At 65.5% G+C, this 21,702-nt stretch carries 23 protein-coding genes; 16 read left to right on the top strand and 7 right to left on the bottom strand.

Annotated features, from left to right (window positions below):
• Positions 1–53: 53 nt before the first annotated feature.
• From pufB to dxs, 6 genes are all read left to right on the top strand, one after another.
• Complete coding sequence (pufB, locus tag ACFSM0_RS04000; RefSeq protein WP_097069510.1) at positions 54–203, top strand: light-harvesting antenna LH1, beta subunit; 150 nt, start codon at positions 54–56, stop codon at positions 201–203.
• Positions 204–216: 13 nt separating this feature from the next.
• Positions 217–396 (top strand): light-harvesting antenna LH1, alpha subunit, encoded by a 180-nt coding sequence (gene pufA / locus ACFSM0_RS03995; RefSeq protein ID WP_097069511.1) that lies wholly within the window; start codon positions 217–219, stop codon positions 394–396.
• Positions 397–527: 131 nt separating this feature from the next.
• Positions 528–1,376 carry a photosynthetic reaction center subunit L gene (gene pufL, locus ACFSM0_RS03990; protein WP_097069512.1) on the top strand — a complete coding sequence of 283 codons (849 nt, stop codon included), beginning with the start codon at positions 528–530 and terminating at the stop codon, positions 1,374–1,376.
• On the top strand, positions 1,369–2,292 hold the full coding sequence (pufM, locus tag ACFSM0_RS03985) for a photosynthetic reaction center subunit M (RefSeq protein ID WP_377387515.1): 924 nt from the start codon (positions 1,369–1,371) through the stop codon (positions 2,290–2,292). The genes pufL and pufM overlap by 8 nt, the downstream gene beginning before the upstream one ends.
• A 13-nt stretch (positions 2,293–2,305) precedes the next feature.
• The gene (pufX, locus tag ACFSM0_RS03980; RefSeq protein ID WP_377387512.1) at positions 2,306–2,548 is read left to right on the top strand and encodes an RC-LH1 core complex protein PufX; all 243 of its coding nucleotides are present in this window, start codon (positions 2,306–2,308) and stop codon (positions 2,546–2,548) included.
• A 179-nt stretch (positions 2,549–2,727) separates the two neighbouring features.
• Positions 2,728–4,653 (top strand): 1-deoxy-D-xylulose-5-phosphate synthase, encoded by a 1,926-nt coding sequence (gene dxs / locus ACFSM0_RS03975; protein ID WP_377387509.1) that lies wholly within the window; start codon positions 2,728–2,730, stop codon positions 4,651–4,653.
• A gap of 15 nt (positions 4,654–4,668) precedes the next feature.
• Here the strand turns inward: dxs and ACFSM0_RS03970 are convergent, their stop codons facing one another.
• The gene (locus ACFSM0_RS03970; protein WP_377387506.1) at positions 4,669–5,343 is read right to left on the bottom strand and encodes an anti-sigma factor; all 675 of its coding nucleotides are present in this window, start codon (positions 5,341–5,343) and stop codon (positions 4,669–4,671) included.
• A complete protein-coding gene (locus ACFSM0_RS03965; protein ID WP_377387503.1) occupies positions 5,336–5,896 on the bottom strand; it encodes a sigma-70 family RNA polymerase sigma factor in 561 nt (186 codons plus the stop codon). The genes ACFSM0_RS03970 and ACFSM0_RS03965 overlap by 8 nt, the downstream gene beginning before the upstream one ends.
• 109 nt (positions 5,897–6,005) lie before the next feature.
• Here ACFSM0_RS03965 and ACFSM0_RS03960 point away from each other — a divergent pair, with 109 nt between their 5' ends.
• The 8 genes from ACFSM0_RS03960 (at position 6,006) to ACFSM0_RS03925 (ending at position 14,230) form a co-directional block, all read left to right on the top strand.
• Complete coding sequence (locus ACFSM0_RS03960) at positions 6,006–7,319, top strand: NAD(P)/FAD-dependent oxidoreductase (RefSeq protein ID WP_377387500.1); 1,314 nt, start codon at positions 6,006–6,008, stop codon at positions 7,317–7,319.
• Positions 7,316–8,020 (top strand): hypothetical protein, encoded by a 705-nt coding sequence (locus ACFSM0_RS03955; RefSeq protein ID WP_377387496.1) that lies wholly within the window; start codon positions 7,316–7,318, stop codon positions 8,018–8,020. The genes ACFSM0_RS03960 and ACFSM0_RS03955 overlap by 4 nt, the downstream gene beginning before the upstream one ends.
• A complete protein-coding gene (locus ACFSM0_RS03950; RefSeq protein ID WP_377387493.1) occupies positions 8,017–8,565 on the top strand; it encodes a glutathione peroxidase in 549 nt (182 codons plus the stop codon). The genes ACFSM0_RS03955 and ACFSM0_RS03950 overlap by 4 nt, the downstream gene beginning before the upstream one ends.
• A 10-nt stretch (positions 8,566–8,575) precedes the next feature.
• Complete coding sequence (locus ACFSM0_RS03945) at positions 8,576–8,716, top strand: DUF2256 domain-containing protein (protein WP_377387941.1); 141 nt, start codon at positions 8,576–8,578, stop codon at positions 8,714–8,716.
• Positions 8,717–8,736: 20 nt separating this feature from the next.
• Positions 8,737–10,284 carry a cryptochrome/photolyase family protein gene (locus ACFSM0_RS03940; RefSeq protein WP_377387939.1) on the top strand — a complete coding sequence of 516 codons (1,548 nt, stop codon included), beginning with the start codon at positions 8,737–8,739 and terminating at the stop codon, positions 10,282–10,284.
• 504 nt (positions 10,285–10,788) lie between these two features.
• Positions 10,789–12,129, top strand: a complete 1,341-nt coding sequence (locus ACFSM0_RS03935; RefSeq protein WP_377387490.1) for an NAD(P)/FAD-dependent oxidoreductase — start codon at positions 10,789–10,791, stop codon at positions 12,127–12,129.
• 77 nt (positions 12,130–12,206) lie between these two features.
• On the top strand, positions 12,207–13,373 hold the full coding sequence (locus ACFSM0_RS03930) for a M20 aminoacylase family protein (protein ID WP_377387487.1): 1,167 nt from the start codon (positions 12,207–12,209) through the stop codon (positions 13,371–13,373).
• Between the two features lie 176 nt (positions 13,374–13,549).
• Positions 13,550–14,230, top strand: a complete 681-nt coding sequence (locus ACFSM0_RS03925; protein WP_377387484.1) for an acylneuraminate cytidylyltransferase family protein — start codon at positions 13,550–13,552, stop codon at positions 14,228–14,230.
• Here the strand turns inward: ACFSM0_RS03925 and ACFSM0_RS03920 are convergent.
• Positions 14,227–15,705, bottom strand: a complete 1,479-nt coding sequence (locus tag ACFSM0_RS03920) for a capsular polysaccharide export protein, LipB/KpsS family (protein WP_377387481.1) — start codon at positions 15,703–15,705, stop codon at positions 14,227–14,229. The genes ACFSM0_RS03925 and ACFSM0_RS03920 overlap by 4 nt on opposite strands.
• A 136-nt stretch (positions 15,706–15,841) precedes the next feature.
• Between ACFSM0_RS03920 and ACFSM0_RS03915 the strand changes: the two genes are divergently transcribed.
• Positions 15,842–16,579 carry a hypothetical protein gene (locus ACFSM0_RS03915; protein WP_377387478.1) on the top strand — a complete coding sequence of 246 codons (738 nt, stop codon included), beginning with the start codon at positions 15,842–15,844 and terminating at the stop codon, positions 16,577–16,579.
• Between the two features lie 6 nt (positions 16,580–16,585).
• On the opposite strand, the gene ACFSM0_RS03910 is transcribed toward ACFSM0_RS03915, so the two are convergent.
• The 4 genes from ACFSM0_RS03910 to ACFSM0_RS03895 form a co-directional block, all read right to left on the bottom strand.
• Entirely contained in the window at positions 16,586–17,344 is a 759-nt protein-coding gene (locus ACFSM0_RS03910) for a glycosyltransferase family protein (protein WP_377387475.1), read from the bottom strand.
• A gap of 1 nt (position 17,345) precedes the next feature.
• The gene (locus tag ACFSM0_RS03905; RefSeq protein WP_377387472.1) at positions 17,346–18,131 is read right to left on the bottom strand and encodes a glycosyltransferase family 25 protein; all 786 of its coding nucleotides are present in this window, start codon (positions 18,129–18,131) and stop codon (positions 17,346–17,348) included.
• Positions 18,132–18,258: 127 nt separating this feature from the next.
• The gene (locus ACFSM0_RS03900; RefSeq protein ID WP_377387469.1) at positions 18,259–18,816 is read right to left on the bottom strand and encodes a YbhB/YbcL family Raf kinase inhibitor-like protein; all 558 of its coding nucleotides are present in this window, start codon (positions 18,814–18,816) and stop codon (positions 18,259–18,261) included.
• A gap of 105 nt (positions 18,817–18,921) precedes the next feature.
• On the bottom strand, positions 18,922–20,607 hold the full coding sequence (locus ACFSM0_RS03895) for a helix-turn-helix transcriptional regulator (RefSeq protein ID WP_377387466.1): 1,686 nt from the start codon (positions 20,605–20,607) through the stop codon (positions 18,922–18,924).
• Between the two features lie 260 nt (positions 20,608–20,867).
• Between ACFSM0_RS03895 and ACFSM0_RS03890 the strand changes: the two genes are divergently transcribed.
• Positions 20,868–21,686 (top strand): sugar phosphate isomerase/epimerase family protein, encoded by an 819-nt coding sequence (locus ACFSM0_RS03890; RefSeq protein WP_377387463.1) that lies wholly within the window; start codon positions 20,868–20,870, stop codon positions 21,684–21,686.
• Positions 21,687–21,702: the final 16 nt, after the last annotated feature.

The raw sequence follows: 21,702 nt of genomic DNA, 5'->3' as shown, positions 1-21,702 counted from the left end.
CGTCTACCCGGCCGCAGGGGTTGCGGCGTCAGTCTGCCAATCCGGAGGTTGTTATGGCTGATAAGAACGACCTGAGCTTCACAGGTCTTACCGACGAGCAGGCGCAGGAACTGCATGCCGTCTATATGAGTGGTCTCTCGGCGTTCATCGCCGTTGCAGTCCTTGCTCACCTGGCGGTCTTCATCTGGCGTCCGTGGTTCTGAGGAGAATCTGAAAATGTCCAAGTTCTACAAAATCTGGCTCGTTTTCGATCCCCGTCGCGTGTTCGTGGCGCAGGGCGTGTTCCTGTTCCTCCTCGCGGTGCTGATCCACCTGATCCTGCTCTCGACCCCCGCTTTCAACTGGCTCACCGTCGCCACCGCCAAACATGGCTATGTGGCCGCTGCTGCCGAATAAGCGAGACTGAGGCGTTGCGGGCGGGGCGCATGCCGTCCCGCCCGCGACCATACCGCAAGACGCAACCCATCGGCACGATCCGGAGCCTTTCGCCGGGCTAAGGACCGTCCCGCAACAGCGGAGACACGGGCATGGCTTTGCTCAGCTTCGAACGAAAATATCGCGTGCCGGGCGGCACCTTAGTTGGCGGGAACCTTTTCGACTTCTGGGTCGGACCCTTCTACGTGGGGTTCTTCGGGGTCACCACCATCTTCTTCGCTGCCCTTGGCTTTCTTCTGATCCTGTGGGGGGCTGCGCTGCAAGGCACATGGAACCCGCAACTTATCTCCATCGTTCCGCCGTCGGTCGATGTGGGCCTCGGCATGGCCCCGCTCGCCCAGGGCGGCCTGTGGCAGGTGATCACCGTCTGCGCCATCGGCGCCTTCTGCAGCTGGGCGCTGCGTGAAGTGGAGATCTGCCGCAAGCTCGGCATCGGCTACCATATTCCGATCGCCTTCTCGATGGCGATCTTCGCCTATATCACGCTGGTGGTGATCCGCCCGGTGATGATGGGTGCTTGGGGCTATGCTTTCCCCTACGGTATCTGGACCCACCTCGATTGGGTCTCCAACACCGGCTACACCTACGGGAACTTCCACTACAACCCGTTCCACATGGTGGGCATCTCCCTGTTCTTCACCACCGCTTGGGCTCTGGCCATGCACGGCGCGCTCGTGCTCTCGGCGGCGAACCCGGTGAAGGGCAAGACGATGCGTTCGCCCGACCATGAGGACACCTATTTCCGTGACCTCATCGGCTACTCGCTCGGCACGCTCGGCATTCACCGCGTCGGCCTGCTGCTCGCTCTGAATGCGGTGTTCTGGTCGGCGGTCTGCATGCTGATCACCGGCACCATCTACTTCGATCTCTGGAGTGACTGGTGGTACTGGTGGGTGAACATGCCGTTCTGGGCCGACGTCGCGGGAGGCATCAATGGTTGAGTATCAAAACTACTTCGCTCAGGTGCAAGTTAAGGGGGAACCCGAACTCGGCCTGAAGGAGCAGGTGGACCTCTCCGAACGTACCGGTGCCGGCTTCATGAGCATCCTGGGCTGGATGGGCAACGCCCAGATCGGTCCGATCTACCTCGGCATCGCGGGCACCGTCTCGCTGGCCTTCGGGATTGCCTGGTTCATGACCATCGGCTTCTGGTTCTTCTACCAGGCGGGCTTCAACCCGGCCGTGTTCATGCGCGACCTGTTCTTCTTCAGCCTCGAGCCGCCGCCGGTCGAATACGGCCTCGGTCTCGCTCCGCTGGGTGAAGGTGGTGTGTGGCAGATCGCGTCGCTCTTCATGGCGATCTCGGTCATCACCTGGTGGATCCGCGTCTACACCCGCGCCGACCAGCTCGGCATGGGCAAGCACATGGCCTGGGCGATGCTCTCGGCAATGTGGCTCTGGTCGGTTCTCGGCTTCTGGCGCCCGATCATGATGGGGTCTTGGAGCGTGGCTGTGCCCTACGGCATCTTCTCGCACCTCGACTGGACCAACCAGTTCTCGCTGGACCACGGCAACCTGTTCTACAACCCTTTCCACGGTCTCTCGATCGCGGCGCTTTATGGCTCGGCCCTGCTGTTTGCCATGCACGGCGCGACGATCCTTGCGGTCAGCCGCTTCGGCGGGGAACGGGAACTTGAACAGATCTGCGACCGCGGCACCGCCTCGGAACGCGCCGCCCTGTTCTGGCGCTGGACGATGGGCTTCAACGCCACCATGGAAGGTATCCACCGCTGGGCGCTGTGGATGGCGGTTATGGTGACGCTGACGGGCGGTATCGGCATCCTGCTCTCGGGCACGGTCGTCGACAACTGGTACGTCTGGGCCCAAAACCACGGCTATGCGCCCGTGACGCCCTGAGGAGATAGTGACCATGTTCGGCAAACCCTTGTTCGACAAACCCTATGACTTCAACAACCGTACGAAGTTCACCATGGGGATCTGGATCGGCCGTCAAATGACCTGGGGGGCGGTGCTTGCATCGATCTTCGTGGGCTTCCTGCTCGGTCTGTTCCTCGTGTCCTATGCCATCGGCATGTTCCTGCCGGAACGTTCCAAACAAGCGCCTTCGCCCTACACGGCTCTCGAAGTCGTCTCGGTCACCGAAGTCGCCTGATCGCTTTCCCGGCCGGCTGCGCTTGCGCGTGGCCGGCCGGGTTCCGTTTCCGGGCTCGGCCCGGAAGTTGGGGCCTCCCACAGGTCCTGATCCCTTCCCTGTAGACACAGGCACCTGGTGCCGTGCGGGCGCGCCCCTCGGCACCATTTTTCAAAGACCGCTCATCGGAGGACGCAACCATGAGCACCAAGACCCCCACCCCCCATCTTGACCGCGTCACCGGCCCGGCCGATCTCAAGGGCCTGAGCCTTGCCGAACTGACCGCGCTTGCCGGCGAAGTGCGCCGCGAAACGGTCGAGATCGTCAGTCAGACCGGAGGCCACCTCGGCTCCTCGCTCGGCGTGGTTGAGCTGACCGTGGCGCTCCATGCCGTGTTCAACTCCCCCGGCGACAAGCTGATCTGGGACGTGGGCCACCAATGCTACCCCCACAAAATTCTCACCGGACGGCGCGACCGCATGCTGACCCTGCGTCAGGCGGGTGGCCTTTCGGGCTTTACCAAGCGCTCGGAAAGCCCGCATGACCCGTTTGGCGCGGGCCATTCCTCGACCTCGATCTCAGCCGCGCTCGGCTTTGCCGTCGGTCGGGAACTGGGCCAGCCGGTCGGCGACACGATCGCGATCATCGGGGATGGCTCGATCACCGCGGGCATGGCCTATGAGGCGCTCAACCACGCGGGCCACCTGAAATCGCGCATGTTCGTGATTTTGAACGACAATGACATGTCGATCGCGCCCCCCGTCGGGGCGCTCCAGCATTATCTCAACACGATCGCCCGGCAGGCGCCCTTTGCCGCGCTGAAAGCGGCGGCCGAAGGGATCGAGATGCATTTGCCGGGCCCGGTGCGCGACGGCGCGCGGCGTGCGCGCCAGATCGTCACCGCGATGCCGGGCGGCGCCACCTTCTTTGAAGAGCTGGGCTTTGATTACATCGGTCCGGTGAACGGGCATGACATGGGCGAGCTGGTGGAGACGCTGCGCGTGGCCCGCGCCCGCGCCTCGGGGCCGGTGCTGATCCATGTCTGCACCACCAAGGGCAAGGGCTATGCGCCCGCCGAAGGCGCGGAAGACAAGCTCCATGGCGTGTCGAAATTCGACATCGAGACCGGCCAGCAAAAGAAATCGGTGGCGAATGCCCCCAATTACACCGCCGTATTTGGCCAGCGCCTGACCGAGGAAGCCGCGCGCGATCCGGCGATTGTCGGCGTCACCGCCGCGATGCCCACCGGCACCGGGCTTGATGTGATGGGCAAGCGTTTCCCGAGCCGGGTGTTTGACGTAGGCATTGCCGAGCAGCATGCGGTGACCTTTGCCGCCGGCATGGCGGCCTCCGGGCTCAAGCCCTTCGTTGCGCTTTATTCGAGCTTTGTGCAGCGCGCCTATGACCAGATCGTGCACGATGTCGCGCTGCAAAATCTCCCGGTGCGGCTGATGATCGACCGGGCCGGGCTGGTGGGGCAGGACGGCGCCACCCATGCCGGGGCGTTTGACGTCTCGATGCTTGCGAACCTGCCGAATTTCACCGTGATGGCGGCGGCGGATGAAGCTGAGCTTTGCCACATGATCGTTACCGCTGCGGCCCATGATCAGGGGCCGATTGCGCTGCGCTATCCGCGCGGCGAGGGCCGGGGCGTCGAGATGCCCGAACGCGGCGAGGTGCTGGAACTCGGCAAGGGCCGGGTGCTGCAGGAGGGCACGGATGTTGCGATCCTGTCCTACGGCGCGCATCTGGGCGAGGCGCTGAAGGGCGCGGAGCTGCTCGCCGCCGAGGGCGTTTCTGTCACCGTGGCCGATGCCCGCTTTGCGCGCCCGCTCGATACCGATCTGATTGATCGGTTGATCGACGCGCATCCGGTGCTGATCACGCTTGAGCAGGGCGCGATGGGCGGTTTTGGCGCGATGGTGCTGCATTATCTCGCCCGCACCGGTCAGCTGGAAAAAGGCCGGGCAATCCGCACCATGACGCTGCCCGACCACTTCGTCGATCATGGCGCGCCGAACGAGATGTATGCCTGGGCGGGCCTCACCGCCGCCGATATCTGCAAGACCGCGCTTGCCGCACTGCGCCCCGCCAATGGCAAGGTGCACAAGCTCCACAGCGCCTGAGAGCCGCGCCGGATCTCAGATCCGGCGCAGATCGGCCTTGGCAACCAGCCGCCCGGTGGCCACGCCGCCGGGCGCGCCACCTTTGGGCTCTTCGGTGATCGCAAGCGTCGCATTGGCGATGCGCGCGCGCAGCTCTGCCGGGATCGGCATCGCCGCCTGACCGCGGCGCGGCATCACCCCAAGCGAGACGGGCGCCGCCTCCCCGGCAATCAGCCATAGCTCGAAATCGCGTCCGGCAGCCGGAGCCGCGCCGCCCATCGAAACCCGCATTTCGCCGGTTTTTTCATTGTAAAGCGCGGCGAGGCGCACCGCGCCATCTTGCGAGACCATGTCCGAGACCCACATGCGGCCCTGCGCCGGCATCAGCGGCTCCCCAAGCCAGAGGATCGCGCCAAGGAAGGCGGCAGAAACCGCGGAGGCGCCCGCGAGCCAGCGCCAAAGCCCCGCGGGCGCGGGGGCGGGCGTGCCAAAGGCGCGCGCCTCGATCCCGGCCCAGAGCCGGGCCGGGGGCGCGACCGGGCGCACTTCCTCGGCGAGCGGATCGAACCGCGCCTCCCAACGCGCGACCTCACGCGCGAAAGCGGAATCCGTGGCGATCCGGCGCGCCGCCGCCTGCCGCTCGGTCAGGGGCAGGGTGCCCAGCACATATTCGCCCGCAAGGGCGATCTCTTCCGCCGTCAACTCAGGCATCGCCAAGGCACTCCCGAAGCGACATCAACGCGCGGCGCAGCCACGACCGCATCGTGTTGAGCGGCACTTCAAACCGCTCGGCCAGTTCCAGGTAGCTCTCCCCCTCGACATAGGCGCGCCGCACCGCCTCGGCGCGCGCGGGCTCGAGCCGCTCCAGACAGGCGGCAATGCGCCGCCCGTCGGAGGCGCGCATCGCCTCTGCCTCGGGGCCGGGCGCAAGGCTCGGCAGCGCCTCAAGCACCGCCACATCCGCGGCATCGCCACGCCGCGCGCGCAGCCGGTCGATGCACAAATTGCGCGCCACGGCATTGAGCCAGGCTGAAGGGCTCGTCACATCCGGCGCGTACCGGTCTGCATTGATCCAGATTTTCACGAATACATCCTGCAAGGCATCCTCCGCTTCTCGGCGGTCCTTGAGAAGACGCAGGCAGATCGCAAAAAGTTTCGCCCCTTGCGCAGAATAAAGCGCCGCAAAGGCCGCGCGGTCACGCAAGGCCACCCGCGCCATCAACGCGGCAAGCATTTCGGCCTGATTTCCCGCCTCTGCAGCCATGCTGTCTCCGAAAATTAGCGCAACGCAGCACAATTTTTTCGTGCCGGTTGCAACTTTTCGCCCGTTGTCGCGTAATCTGTTGTGAGACAATCGCACAGGCGGGGCAAAGGTGACAACCACAAGGAAGCGGATTGCGGTGATCGGCGCGGGCATTTCCGGGCTGGGCGCCGCCTGGCTCATGCGCGACGAAGAGGTTGTCGTCTTTGAGGCGGGGCGGCGGATCGGTGGCCATGCCCGCACCATCTCGGCCTTTGGCGCGATGGTCGATACCGGGTTTCTTGTCTGCAACCGGGTGACCTATCCGCTTTTTACAGCGCTCATGGATGCGCTGAAGGTGCGGCTTCAATCCGCACCGATGAGCTTTGCCGCAAGCTTTGGTGACGGTGCCTATGAATACGGCACGGGCTCGGCGCTCGATCTCTTTCGCCAGCCGGGGCGGCTTTTCGACCGCTCGCACTGGCATATGCTGCGCGATATCCGCCGCTTCATGGCGGAAGCGCCGAAAATGGCGGGGCAGGGCGGCTCCATCGGTGAGGTGGTTGCCGAGCTTGGGTTGGGCCGCGAGTTTCGCGACCGTTTCCTGATGCCGATGTCCGGGGCGATCTGGTCGACGCCGCCGCGCTTCATGCTCGATTTTCCGGCGGACCGGTTCTTGCGCTTTTTTGCCAGCCACGGGTTGATGGGCGAGGGGCCGCGCCCCGAATGGCTCACCGTGACCGGGGGCGCCTCCACCTATGTCGAGGCGCTCGCGGCCGCGACCGGGGCAGAGATCCGCCGCTCTTGCCCGGTGCAACTTGTACGCCGGGGCCCGGGCGGGGTGACGGTGGTCAGCCCGCGCGGGGAGGAATTGTTCGATCAGGTGATCCTTGCCACCCATGCGCCGCAGGCACTGCGGCTTTTGGCCGATGCCGATGCGGCAGAGACCGCGGTGCTTGGCGCGCTCACCGTCGAGCCGAACCGGATGGTGCTCCATTCCGATCCGGGCTTCCTGCCCAAGCGCCGCGCGCTCTGGTCCTCGTGGAACCATGTCACCGCAGCGCCTCCGGGAGGGCTGCGCAACCGGCCGATTTCGCTCAGCTACTGGCTCAACCGGCTGCAACGGGTGGAAACGCCCGCGCCGCTGATCATGACCCTCAACCCCGAGCGCGAGCCGCAGGCGATCCATAACGAGGCCACGCTTTCGCATCCGCAATTCGATGGCCGCGCGCTGGCGGCGCTCGACCGGCTTGGCGAGATTCAGGGCCGCGGCGGGCTCTGGTATGCGGGCGCATGGACGCGCTACGGCTTTCATGAAGACGGGCTTTTGTCGGCGCTGCGTGTGGCGCAGGCGATGGGCCGGGACTGGCCGCTTGGCCCCGACCCATGGGCGGAGGAGAGGCCCGATTGGGTGCGCCGTCCGCGGGCTGCGGGCCTTGCCGCATGAGCCAGGTGCTCGCGCCCCTGACGCTTTTGCTCTCTCTTGCCTTTGCCGCGGCGCCCGCGCTCACGGAGGGGTTTCGCGGCTTCACACCGGGGCAATTCCCGGTGCCCGCGGATCGCTGGCCGGTGGTGCCGGTGGGGTGGTCCTTCGCGATCTGGGGGCTCATTTATCTTTGGTTGGTGGCCGGGGCCACCTGGGGGCTGGTGCGCGCCCGCACCGCCCCCGCCTGGCACGCGATGCGCGCGCCCCTGTGCCTGAGCCTTGCCATCGGCACGCCCTGGATCTGGGTGGCAAACCTTGCCCCCGCGGCGGCGGCGGTGATGCTTGTTTTCATGGCCGCCACGGCGATTGCCGCGTTTTTGCGCGCCCCCGCCGGGCCTTGGAGTGCGTGGCCGGTGGGGCTTTACGCGGGCTGGCTCAGTGCCGCGACCGCCGTGGCCTTTGGCGTGGTGCTGCCGGGGCAGGGCGTGCTTTCTCCCGACTGGGCCGCTTATGGCGCGCTTGCGGCGCTGCTCGGGGGGGCGCTTTGGGTGACGGGAAAGCGCGATGATGCGCCGAGCTATGCCGGCGCGGTGCTCTGGGCGCTTTTGGGGGTTCTCGTGGCCAATGCCCGCGCGGGCGATCTGGCCGTGAGCCTGCTCGCCGGGGCCGCCATCGCGCTGCTTCTCATAGTTTCGTTTTTGCGCAGGAGGACAAGACAATGAAAGGTCTCACGATGGCGGCGGCGCTGTGCGCCTTTGCGGCGCTGGGTGTCAGTGCAGATATTGCCCCTGCCGCAGAGGCGCCCAGCTTCACCTTCCCCTCGATCGAGGGCGCTCAGATCGACACCGCCGATTTTCGCGGTCATCCGGTGCTGGTCGTCAACACGGCCTCGCTGTGCGGCTTCACCCCGCAGCTCGAAGGGCTGCAAAAGCTGCATGAGGACTATGGCCCGAAAGGGCTGATCGTGCTGGCGGTGCCCTCCGACGATTTTGCGCAGGAACTCGATAGCGCCAAGGAAGTGTCGGAGTTTTGCACCCTGACCTATGGCATCACCCTGCCGATGACCGACATCACCCATGTCAAGGGCGCCAGCGCGCATCCGTTTTATCAATGGGTGAAGGAAGAAACGGGCTTTGTGCCGAGCTGGAACTTCAACAAGGTGCTGATTGACGGGGCGGGGCAGGTGGTCGAGACTTGGGGGGCGATGACAAAGCCCGGCTCTGCCGAGATCCGCGCCGCGTTCGAGCCGCTTTTGCCCGGAGCGTGACCGCGTGAAGATGCGCCGCAAGGGCGATCTGCCGCAAAAGATCTGCGCTGCCTGCGGGCGCCCCTTTGTCTGGCGCAAAAAATGGGCGGGAGACTGGGCGGCGGTGCGGTTTTGTTCGGATCGGTGCCGCGCCGAGGCCCGGCGCAAGTGACGGAGCGGCTGATCTTCGTGATGGGAGACCAGCTCTCGCGCGGGCTCTCTGCGCTTGAGGGGATCGACCCTGCCCGCGATACGGTGCTGATGCTCGAAGTGATGGAGGAAGGCTGCTACGTCCCCCATCACAAGCAAAAGATCGCGCTCATCCTCTCGGCGATGCGCCATTTTGCCGAGGCGTTGCGCGCCGAGGGGCTGCGTGTCGATTATGTCCGGCTCGACGATCCCGCCAATACGCAAAGCTTCACGCAAGAGATCGCCCGTGCGGTGGCGCGGCATCGCCCGCGCGGGCTGGTGCTGACGGGGCCGGGTGAATGGCGGGTCTGGGAGAGGGTGCGGCGCTGGCAGGCAGATCTGGGCGTGCCGGTCGAGATCCGCCGCGATGCGCGGTTCTTTTGCACCGTCAAGGATTTCAAGGCGCTGACCGCGGCGGGCAAGACCGGGCGGATGGAGACCTTTTACCGCGAGATGCGGCGCCGCACCGGGATCTTGATGGACGAGGGTAAACCCGTTGGCGGCAAATGGAATTTCGATGCCGAAAACCGCAAGGCCTTGCCGCGCGGGCATCGCGCGCCCGCGCGGCGCCGCTTTGTGCCCGACGCGATCACCCGCGCGGTGATCGACTGCGTCGCGGAGCGCTTTCCCACCCATTTCGGGGATCTCGCGGAGTTTGGCTGGCCCGTCACGCGCGCCGAGGCGCTTGACGCGCTCGATGATTTTCTCACCCACGGCCTGCCGCAGTTCGGGGATTGGCAAGATGCGATGCAGGCGGGGGCGCCGTTCCTTTATCACGCGCTGATCGCGCCCGCGCTCAACCTTGGCCTGCTCACCGCGCCCGAGGTCTGCAAGGCCGCCGAAGAGGCCTACCGCGCCGGGCAGGCGCCGCTCAATGCGGTTGAGGGCTTCATCCGCCAGATCCTTGGCTGGCGGGAGTTTGTGCGCGGGCTTTACTGGAGCGAGATGCCCGCCTATGCGCAAACGAATGCGCTTGGCGCCCGCCGCCCGCTCCCCGCCTTTTACTGGAACGCGCAAACCGAGATGCGCTGCATGGCGGAGGTGATCGGCGCCACGCGTCAATATGCTTACGCCCACCACATCCAGCGGCTGATGGTGACGGGGAATTTTGCGCTTTTGGCGGGGATCGCGCCCGCCGAAGTGGAGGCATGGTATCTCGCCGTCTATGCCGATGCTTTCGAGTGGGTCGAGCTTCCCAACACGCATGGGATGGCGCTGCATGCCGATGGCGGGCGGCTCGGCTCAAAACCCTATGCCGCCTCGGGCGCCTATATCTCGCGCATGTCCGATTATTGCGCGGGCTGCCGCTACGACGGCAAGGCCCGCACCGGGCCGAAGGCCTGCCCGTTCAATTTTCTCTACTGGAATTTTCTCGCAACCCACCGCGCGCGGTTTGCCGCAAACCCGCGCATGGCGCTGCCCTACCGCACGCTGGATCGGTTCGACGCTGCCGAACTGGCGGCGATCCGGGCGCAGGCAGAGGATTTCCTCGCCAAAATGGCTGCGCCGGGGGCGGGGCCTCCGGCGCAACTGTCGTTGGGGGATTTTTGATCCGCGGCGATGGTGCGCGGGTCGAGCGCATCGCGCAGCCCGGCGCCGGGGCCAGGCGCGGCGCCCAACGCGGCGGGCAGGCTCGGCAAGAACCCGATCCCCGACATCATCGTGACGGATTTCCCGCCGCCCGATTTTCCGGCAACGCCGAGGAGGTCACAGGGGCCAAGATCAAAGGAAACCGAATTGACGGCATGCACTTCGCTGCTACCTATGCGAAAGATCGTGGTGAGGTTCGGCCGCGCGAGACCGGGCCGCGTCATTGCACGCATGCCCCACAGTCTTTTGTTTTTGCATCGTTTTTCGGCGCATATTCTGGGTGCCACCACGATAGGATGAAAGATATTTGACCGAGTGGTGGAGATTTTTCGGGTTCGCGCATGCGCTGACACCGGGCGAGCCCTGCACTGGCTGCATGGCGCCTGCGCAGCGAGGAGGGCTTGACCCCGCCGCGTTGTGCGGCAAGCGTGAGCCACCGCTCACACCCCTCCGAAAGAGTTTACCATGCGCTTTCCCATCCGTGCCGATGATCCTGTCCGGTTTTCCGCGCCTCTTCCAGAGGCCTGCGATGTGGTGGTGATTGGCGCGGGCGTGGCCGGGGTGATGAGCGCCTATTACCTCGCCAAGGCGGGGCGGCGGGTCGTGCTTTTGGAAAAGGGGCGGGTGGCGGGGGAGCAATCCTCGCGCAACTGGGGCTGGGTGCGCCAGCAGGGCCGCGACCCGGCCGAGCTGCCGATCATGATCGAATCGATGCGGCTCTGGGAGGGGCTTGCGGCGGAGCTTGGCCCCGAACTTGGCTTCACCCGCTGCGGCATCGCCTATCTGACCGATCAGCCCGCGACGCTGGCGGGCTATGAGGATTGGGTCAAGCTCGCCCGCGCGCATGGGCTGGAAAGCCATCTCCTTGGCCGTGAGCAGCTTGCCACGGCGATCCCGCATCGCACGAGCTGGATCGGCGGCGTGATCACGCCCTCGGATGCCCGCGCCGAGCCCTTTGTCGCCGTGCCGATGCTGGCGGGGCTCGCCCAAAAGGCCGGGGTGACGATCCTTGAGCAATGTGCGGTGCGCACGCTGGATATCGCCGGCGGCAAGCTCGCGGGCGTGGTGACCGAAAAGGGCCGTATCCGCGCCGAACAGGTGCTGGTGGCCGCCGGGGCATGGTCGTCATTCTTTCTGCGCCGTCATGGGCTGTCACTGCCGCAATTGATGGTGCGCGCCTCGGTGGCGCAGACCGCGCCAATGCCCGAGGTGACGCCGATTTCCGCGGTCGATGACGTGTTTGCCTTCCGGCGCCGGAACGACGGCGGCTATACGATCTGCCCGGGGGCAACGCATGATTTCTACCTCGGCCCGGATGCGCTGCGCCATTTTGTCAAATACATCCCGCAGATGCGGCGCGACATGTCGAAGACGGCGATCCACGCCCGCGCGCCGCAGCCCGGCTGGCCCGACGGCTGGGTCACCGCGCGGAGCTGGGCCGAGGATCGCGAGAGCCCGTTCGAGCGGCTGCGCGTGCTCGACCCGCCGCCGAACCGGGTTTTTCTCAACCAGGTCACGCGCGCGTTCGAGCGCGCCTTCCCCAGCCTTGGCGCGCCAAAGCTGATCCGCACCTGGGCCGGGATGATCGACGTGATGCCCGATACCGTGCCGGTGCTTGATGCCGCGCCGATTGCGGGGCTTTACGTTGCCACGGGGCTTTCGGGCCACGGGTTTGGCATCGGTCCCGGTGTGGGCCGCGTGATGGCCGCACTGATGACGGGCGCCGCGCCGGGCCATGATTTGACCCGGTTCCGCTGGAACCGCTTTTCCGATGGCTCCAGAATCGACATCGGCCCCACCTTCTGAGCTTGCGGCGGGCAGGTGAATCGGGAAACCTGCCGCGATGATACCGCTTTTGCGCGCCCTCAACGAAGAGCCAGGCCATGCCCGTGAAAAACCGTTTCGCCGAATTGCTGCCCGAGATCACCGAATGGCGCCGCGACATCCATCAAAACCCCGAGCTGCTGTTTGATCTGCCGCGCACCGCGGCCAAGGTGGCGGGGCTGCTGCGTGATTTTGGCTGCGACGAGGTGGTGGAGGGCATCGCGAAAACCGGCGTTGTGGGGGTGATCAAGGGCAAGACCGACACTTCGGGCCGGGTGATCGGTCTGCGCGCCGATATGGATGCACTGCCGATCATCGAGGCGACCGGGCTTGACTATGCGTCGAAAACCCCGGGCAAGATGCATGCCTGCGGCCATGACGGGCACACGGCGATGCTGCTTGGTGCGGCCAAATACCTGGCCGAGACGCGCAATTTTGATGGCACCGCGGTGGTGCTCTTTCAGCCTGCCGAAGAGGGCGGCGGCGGCGGGCGCGTGATGGTCGAAGAAGGGGTGCTGGAGCGCTTTGGCATTCAGGAAGTTTACGGCATGCACAATTTGCCCGGCATTCCGCTGGGCACCTTTGCGATCCGACCGGGCCCGATGATGGCGGCGGCGGATCAGTTTCAGGTGGTGGTGACGGGCAAGGGCGGCCATGCCGCCAAGCCCCATGAAGGGGTGGATACCACACTGGCCGCCGCGCATATCGTGGTGGCACTGCAGCAGATTTCTTCGCGCAATGTCGATCCGCTCAAGCAGGTGGTGGTTTCGGTCTGCACCTTCCGCACCGAGACCGAGGCGCATAACGTGATCCCGCAAACGGTGTTTTTGCGCGGCACGGTGCGCTCGCTCGAGGCCGAGGTGCGCGACTATGTCGAGGGGCGGTTCCGCGCCGTGGTCGAGGGCATTGCCGCCGCGCATGGTGCAACCACCGAGATTAAATACGAGCGCGGCTATCCGGTGACGCTGAACGCACCCGACAATACCGGCTATGCCGTGGACGTGGCACAGGCCGTTTCGGGCCGCGTCGATACGACGGTGGCGCCGCTGATGGGGGGCGAGGATTTCTCCTATATGCTCAACGCGCGCCCCGGCGCCTATATCTTCCTTGGCAATGGCGACACCGCGAGCCTGCACAACCCGGCCTATAATTTTGATGACAATGCGATCCCCTTCGGGGCGAGCTGGTTTGCCGGCATGATCGAGGCGCGGATGCCCGCGGCCTGAGCCGCCACGCCCCGGATGAGGCCCCGGATGAGGCCCCGACATGGGCTCCCACACAGGCCGTGACATGGCGCGAGCGGCGGGGGCGCAGATGATTGCGTCCTCGCAGATCCTGCGCTAGCCTCCCGCAAGGGCCGGCCCCTGCCGTGCCAGAAAACAACCATGCGGGCCTGCCGCTCATGACGAAAACGATCGCCGTGATCCCGCTCCGGGCGGGCTCCAAGGGACTGCCGGGCAAAAACACGCGGCCACTCGCGGGGCTGCCGCTTTACCTCCATTCGGTCGCCTGCGCGCGCGCCGCCGGGATCGAGCGGATCATTGTCGCCACCGATATTGCGGCGCTGCTCGCCGCGCCGCACCCCGATTACGAGCTCTATGCCCGCTCCGAAGCCTCTTCGCGCGACGATGCGCCGACCCATGAGGTGGTGATCGAGCTGATCGAGGCGCTCGGGCTCCATGAGGCGACGATCGTGATCTTGCAGGCGACCTCACCTTTGCGCCGCGCCGCAACGGTGCGCGCAGCACTTGCCCGCCTTGAAGAAGGGGGGCATGAGCTCACCGTCTCGATCTCGGAAATCGAGAATTCGGTGATGAAATCGGGCACGGTGAGCGAGGGGCGGTTGGTGCCCCTCGTGAGTGCCGCGGCGCTGTTCCAGCCGCGCCAGAGCCTGCCGCGGCTCTACAAGCTCGATGGCGGGGTGTTTGCCTTCCGCGGCGGCTGGCTTGTGGCGAACGGCGCGCTCACCACGGAGCATATCGGCGTGGTGGAAAGCGACCCGGCCGAGCTTCTTGACATCGACTGCGCCGAAGATTTCGCGCGGGCCGAGGCGGTGCTCTCCGCCCGCGCCTGCCGCGCTTAAAGGGTGCCGAAGCTGACCTCGCGCGCCCCGGTCAAAAGCGCGATCACCGTATCGGCGACAAGGCGGCGGTTCGCGTCGCGATCGAAGCTTGGCACCTTGTCGAAGAAGAGCGGGTCGATCAGGCCCGGATGCGCCCGCGCAACCAGCTTGCCATAGCCTGCCTCGAGCGCGTCATGATCAACGCCCCGCGCCGCGACTGCGGCAAAGTCGAGCCCTTCGTGGAAGGGCGTCACCCCCGGCAGCGAGCGATACCACGCGCCGCCAAAAGTGACCGCCGGAACGCCCGACAAAAGCCCCTCCCAGCCCGCCGTGCCCGCCACGGTGGCCACGAGCTTCGCTTTTGCGGCAAGCGCTTGCGAGGAGGTGAAGGAGGGCACAAGCCGCACATTGGGCAGCCGCGACAGGCGGTGGAAGTACAGCGGGCCGCGCGCATAGGGGCCCTGGCGCGGGTTTTCCTTCACATAGATCAGCCAGTCCTCGGGGATCGAGCGCGCCACCGCCTCGATCATCAGCACCTGATCGCGGTAGCGCCCGCCAAGCGTCGAGGCGGTCATCTCTGGCTGGTTGTGGAGCGGCACATAAACGAAGGGGCGGTTCAGATCGACCGGGTCGCGCTCATATTCCGCCAGATGTTCGAAATAGGCGAGCGCATCGCGGTGGAAGAAATGCGCGAACGGGTCGCGCCAGTCGGGCAGCGCTTCGTAAATTTGCGCGGTGCGGCGCAAAAGCGAGAGCAGATAGCCCGGCCGCGCCAGCGCGGAGGGCTCGCGCAGCGCCACATATTTGAGAAGCTGCATCACCGCCCCGGCAGTGATCTTGCCGGTCTGGCCGGGCCTTTGCCATTTCTCGTCCATGAAAAAGAGATCGGGCAGCTTGCCACGCTGGAGCGGGATTGGCGCCGCCGCAGTATTGGCAAGGTCGCACAGCCCATAGTCTTCGATCGCGCCCGCGGAGAAGAAGCTTTCGTTGAACAGGCCTTGCTGGTTCATCACCAGCGTCTTCACCCCGAGCACGCGGGCAACCTGATAAAGCACCGTGTCATAGCCCAGATGCGGGGTCATGAAAAAGGCGACATGGGTGATCTCTTCCTCGATCATGCGGCGCGCGATCACATCGGTGAGGATGTAATAATAATCGAGATAGTCCTGCAGGTTGTTCAGGTTGTGGCTGTTGTAGCGGTAGGTGGGGCTCATGCGCTGGAAATGGTCGATCGCCATCATCGCCATATCGTGAAACTCGGGCGAGGTGAGCAATGCCGCATTGGCGCCGGTATAGGCGTTGTCTTGCAGCAGCCCCTTGTGCAGCCGCTCGTGCCGGGCATCCCGTTTCATCGTGGTGATGCCGCGGGCAAAGATATCGGCGGCACGGTCGCCTGTCATCAGGCCAACGGAGAGTTTTCCGCCCGCCCGCGCCTCGATTTCTTTTACGAAATCAAGCTTGTCGCGGCCACGCGCGTCGAAAAGAACCTTGATCATGGCGCTCTGCCCCCTGTCGAACCGGGGCAGACAATGCCCCTTTCGGCGCGCCGGGACAAGGTGGGGCGCGGCATGGACATTGGTGCGGGCGAAAACTAATCTGGCACAAGCCCTGTCGGGCGCCAATGGAGGAACGATGAGCGAACCACGTGTGATTCTGTCGATGAAATGGGGAACGCCCTATTCCTCGGCTTACGTCAATGTGCTCCATCGGGCCTGCCGTGCGCATCTGGCCGGGGCGTTCCGATTTGTCTGCCTGACGGATGACGCGACCGGCTTCGACAAGGAGATCGAGGCGCTGCCGATCCCCGATATCGGCTGCACGCCGGAGCATTTTCGCCGCGGCGCCTGGCCCAAGCTCTCGGTTTTCAACAACCCGCTTTACGACCTTAAGGGGCGGGGGCTGTTCATCGACCTCGATGTGGTGATCCTGGGCGATCTCGCGCCCTTCTTCACGCTGGAGGGGCCGCTCTTCGGTGTCGGCGCGGGGCCGGGCTGGCGTCATGGCAAAGTGCCGGAAAACCCGACGCTGAACACCTCGGTGTTCGGCTTCACGTTGGGAACGCAGAGCGATATTTCCGACACATTCCGCGCCGATCCGAACCAGGCCTCGGCGCGGTTCGGCAATGAGCAGGAATTTGTCGAGGGGACGGCAAAGACCTGGGCGCCCTGGCCTGACCCCTGGGTGATCTCCTACAAACGCCACATCCGGCGCAAATCTGTGCTCGCGCCGCTGATCGGGCCGCACCCTGTGCCACAGGGCGCGCGCATCGTTGCCTTCCACGGCAAGCCGAACCCGCATGATTTTTTGACCGGGCACCATCATCGCGGCCTGCGCTGGATCCCCGATTACTGGCACCGCTACGCGGACTGAGACACCTCAGAGGCCGATCAAAGCCTCGACACGGGCGCGAAAGCCCGCCGTTGCCATGCGGCACAGATCCAGCATTTCGTCACTGCTGCGCGCGCGGGAGAGCTGGCGGGGCCAGTCCTCTGCCGTGCCATAGCCGGGCGTGATGCGGAAATTCCCGAATTTGTTCGAAAAGGGCAAGCACAGAACCTTTTTGCCGAGCAAAAGCGCCCAATATGTTCCGTGATAAGAATTCGTCACCACCACGCGGGCGGCGGCGAGATGGCGGATTGTGGCGGCAAAATCGGGGTTGTTGTTCTCCATCACCGGCACGCCCTCGGGGCGCGGCAGGCTGACCTTCTTTGAGCGCCAGTGGTGCAGGTAAAGCGCGACCTCGTGGCGTTCTTCGGTGTGCATATCGAAGGCGGGCGAAACGCAGGTCACGCAGGGCGCAAAGAGAAAGCGCGTGTCGCCCCAGTCACGGGTGCCAATCAGCGTCATCGCCTTGAAGGCGCGCCAGTAGCGCAACGAGATCGGGAATTTCTGCACTGTGGAGACGCCCCAGGCGATCCTTGCCTTCGCGGCCCGGTCGTGCGGCCCGAAAGTTTTGGCAAGCCCTCCCATGATCTTGCCGCCGCCGTAGATCACCGCCTCGCAAGGGGGAGTTTCCCGCTCCAGATCGACCGCCGCGCCCGCGCAGGCCAATTCGGGGTAATAATCATAGGGGCTGCACACCGCATCACCGAGGTTCGTGGTTTGGCGGTGATGCTTGAACACGATCCGGGCCATCTCAATCCTCTCGCAACGGAAGAGATGTTCTGCGACCCGCAAGCGCGCCGGTGCGGGCAAGATAAAAAGCCCGGCGGAAATAGTTGGCCGCTTTCAGCCGGTAATGCGGCAACCGCCGATACCATTTGAACTTGCGCACCTTGGCAAAGCCGGTGCCGGTAATGGTGGAAACGTTGCCATCCTCGGGGTGCGAGGCAAAGGGTTCGAGCCCGCGCTGGCGGTAGTCATGCACAAAGAACCGGTTCAGCTCATGGTCCAGCGCGCGGGTCTGGGGCCAGAGGCCGGGCAGGAGCTTTTGTGCCACCTCGCGCTTGATCAGGTAGCAGGCATTGCCGGTGAACGGGCCGATATAGGCGTTGAGCTGGTAGCGCCCGAGCCTGCCTTGCGACACCGGCAGCTTTGCGCGGATGCAGTTGAAGCGCACCACGTCCCAATGATCGCGGCCCGCAAGCGCGGTCTTGAGCGCGTCGAGGAAATCCTCGTGGAACACGACGTCATCCTCAAGGATCAGCGCAATCTCCTGCCCCGAGGCGATAAAAGCCTCCCAGACCGCGAGATGGGAGGCATAGACGCCGAGCTTTCCGGGCAGAAGCGTTGCGCCCATGTTGCGCCGGTAGGCGGCCTCGTCGGCGCGTGTCATCAGTTCGGCTTCACGCGCCTTGCCGTCGATGGCTTCGAACAGGCGCCACGACAGGCCCATCGCGGAGAGCTGGGCTTCCATCGCGGCACGGCGTCCGGTATCGCGCGGCAGGTTGATCAGCCAGATCCCGAGCTCTTCGATTTTCATGGCGGCTCCCCGTTCCTGCCTTCCCCCCGGATAGTCTCCCGCGAAAGAATGTCAAGCAGGCGGGGCGCGGTGGGCTAGGGGCCTCACCCCCGGCCCCGGAGGGGCATCCGGGGCCGGGGCCAGCCGGTCAGCGCCCGTAGGTCGCTGTCAGGCTGGCGTGGCCAAGCGCGGCCGCATGGGCGAAAAAGCCCACCACCGCGCCGGAGGCGGTTTCGTCAATGCCGAGCTTGTCCTGCGGCATGGCGTAGATCGTGAAAATGTAGCGGTGCGGCTTGTCGCCTTGCGGCGGGCAGGGGCCGCCCCAGCCGTTTTGCGAATAATCATTGCGCGCCGCCATCGCGCCTTCGGGCAGCGTGGCCTCTTTGCCGATGCCGCGCGGCAGGGCGCTGGTGGTGGCGGGCAGATCGAAGAGCGACCAGTGCCAAAAGCCCGAACCGGTCGGCGCATCGGGGTCATAAACGGTCAGGATATAGCTTTTGGTGCCCTCGGGCGCACCGCTCCACGCAAGCGCGGGCGAGAGGTTCGGGCCGGTGCAGCCAAAACCGTCAAAGACAAACTCTTCCCCCATCGCCGTGCCCTCGGAAATGTCGGGCGAGGTGAGCACCATCTCGGCACAGGCAGGAATGGCCGAAAACGCGAGGAGCGCGGCGAGCGCCGGGCTGGTCACAACGGGGGGAATGCGCATGAACTCGCTCCTTCAGAGATCTTGTGGCGACCGGGGCCGCCCCGTCACCCTAGTCTTGCCGCGCTGCAGCGGCCATCCCCCTGACGGGGAATTGACAACGTGCGCTCAGCGCGGCGCCATCATCTCGGCCAGATGCACAAAGAGCCGCGCCCAATGGCGAAAGAACACGAACTGGCCCGCATCTTCGTGCAGTTCAAACGTGATCCAGGGGTAATCGGCGCGGAACTCGGCGATCGTCGGCGGCGGTGCAATCGGGTCGGTGGCGCCATTGACAAACACCACCGGCAGCCGGTCGCGCAGCGCCGTCACCGCCCGCGCCCACGCGCCCCGCGCAAAGGCCCGCATCTCGAGCGCATAGGCGCGGTGCGCCAGATGCCGCGGCGAGAGCGCCACCCGCGTGCCATCCAGAATCGCCTCCCGGGCTGAGGGGTCGGCGAGCAGCGCCACATCTGGTGGCGATCCGGCATAGACCCGACGCACAAATTCCTCCCGCCCGATGCGCGCGGCAAAGTGAAAGCCGCCCTGCGCCACGAGAGGCAGCAGCACGGGCGTGTAATGCGCGCTGCCCACAACGAACCGGTGCCATTTGTCCATGCGCCGGTATTGCACTTTGCGCGTCACCGGCAGCACCCCTGCAAAAGCGATCAGCCCCGTGACCAATTCGGGGAAGGCGCGGGCAAAGCCGAAGCCGAGCGCGCTGTCGTTCTCAAGCGTCACAACCGGTGCGCGCGTCACCCCCTCTTGGGCAAGAATCGCCGCGATATCGGCAAAGATTGCCGCGGGCATCGCGGCGCCTGCGGGAACGGGGGCGCTGTTGCCATACCCCGCGCGGATCGGCACGATCACTTTCAGCCCGCGTCGTGCTGCCTCCGCCTCGGCGGCCTGTGGCCAGCGGCAAAAGCCGAACGTGCCGTGGAAAAACACCACTGCCTGACCTTCGGGGGCGCCAAAAACGCGGTAGCTCACCCTGCGGCCCGCGTGCAGGAGGCTGCGCTCGTCAGGAAAGTAGGGCAGGGCGGGGCCCTCGGGCGCGGCAACGCCGGGCGCTGGCGGTGCGGGGTCCCGCCAGAGCGCGGCGCCGATCTGCGAAAGCTCCATCTGCGAGCCTGCGCCGGTCTTGGTCAAAATCCGCTCGATCTGCTTTTTCACCGTTTCAGGCGAAACGCCGCGGCGCTGGGCAATCTCCTTGCGGCCAAGGCATTGCAGCGAGAGCCGCAACACATCCGCCTCTGCCGCCGTGAGATCGAAGCTTGCGGCCAGTTCCGCGGCCAGCCTTGTCTGGCTTTCCGGGTCGAACAGAACCATGAAAACGGCCTCTTGCGTGCCTTCGTAGCGCAGCGGAATGCGCCGGGTAACGGTGCCCGCAAGACTGCCGGTTTGCGCAAAATCGGCGGGCAGGCGGGCCATTCCCGGCACGCGGGCCGCCGCTTGCGCATTGGCGCGCAGCACCACCCCGTCGGGCGCAATGAGCAAGGCGGGCAAGTGGCGGTATAGCGTGAACAGCCGCTCCACCTCCGGGAAGGGCGCGGATTGACCGAGGATCGTGCCCGCCTGCGCAACGTGACGTGCGGCCATCATCGGGTCGATCAGCCGCTCGCGCGGGCGCTCGGGAAAGCCTTCGGGGCGTTTTTCTGGCGCATTGAGCGCAAGAGCGCCAAGCCCGGTATCGACGAGGCGTTCATAATCTTCGGGGTTGAGGGCGGTGTGGTAGATCTCGCACAAGAGGTCGCCGCTGCCCGGACCGGGCTGCCAATGCGGGTGCTGCCAGCGATTTGGCGCCTCTTCAAACATGACCTGTCCCTTGCCGCGCGCGGATTGCGCGCGCCCTCATCCCTCGATTCCTGCAAAAGATCCGATGCGGCGGTGAGCGTGCGGGCGGACCGGACCAGCGCACTATAGCTGCATTAACGCCCACGGCAACTGCCGCGCGCCGGGACGGGTCTGCGCCTTGGCGCGCAATAGCGGCAGGGGGCTGCGCGCTGGCGGCCTTCTCATCAGGGGGCGCTTTGTGCAAGGCTCGGCGGGCATCTGCCGTTACCGAGAGGCTTTCCATGACCCCGCCGCTTCTGGGCGTTGCCCTGTTGATCGACAGTTTCAAACCGCTCCGGGACTGGATTTGCGGGCCCGGTCGCGCGATCGAAATTCAGGATTTCGTCACGCCCAACCTCACCGCGGCGGAGCGCGATGATCTGCTCGGCGTCTGGAAGCGCCTGCTGGTCGATCATAAGGGGCCGCGCGGCATTCACGGGCCGTTCTTCGGGCTCGATCTCTCCAACCCGGACCGCGATATTCGGGCCATCATCACGGCGCGCTTTCTTTCCGCGCTCGAAGTGGCCGAAACGCTCGGCGCCACGCATATGGTGGTGCATTCGCCCTTCACCTATTGGCAAGTGCTCAACCGTGACAATTACCCCGGCCTTGAGGCCGCCGCCTTTGCCGCTTGCGCCGATTGCCTTGCCCCGGTGCTTGCGCGCGCGGCCGAGATCGGCTGCACGGTGATGCTGGAAAATATCGACGACACAGACCCTTCGGCGCGGGTGCGGCTGGCGCGCCAGATCGACCACCCGAACCTGCGCGTGTCGATTGATACCGGCCATGCCGAGCTGGCGCATGGCCGCTACAATGCGCCCCCGGTGGTGGATTTTATCGCCGCTGCGGGCGACATGCTCGGCCATGTGCATCTGCAAGATGCCGATGGCTATGCCGACCGGCACTGGCATCCGGGCGATGGCCGGATCCCGTGGCGCCCGGTCTTTGCGGCGCTTGGGGCATTGGAGAAGACGCCGCGACTGATCCTTGAAGTGCGCGCCGAGCATGCGCGGCTGCCGCAAAGCGTGGCCCGGCTGGAGGCGCTCGGGCTCGCGCGCTGATCGTCATCGGCCTGCG

The sequence above is a fragment of the Rhodobacter lacus genome (assembly GCF_042683065.1).
GTDB classification, from domain to species: Bacteria; Pseudomonadota; Alphaproteobacteria; order Rhodobacterales; family Rhodobacteraceae; genus Rhodobacter; species Rhodobacter lacus.
This window is presented reverse-complemented; position numbering and strand designations above follow the sequence as displayed.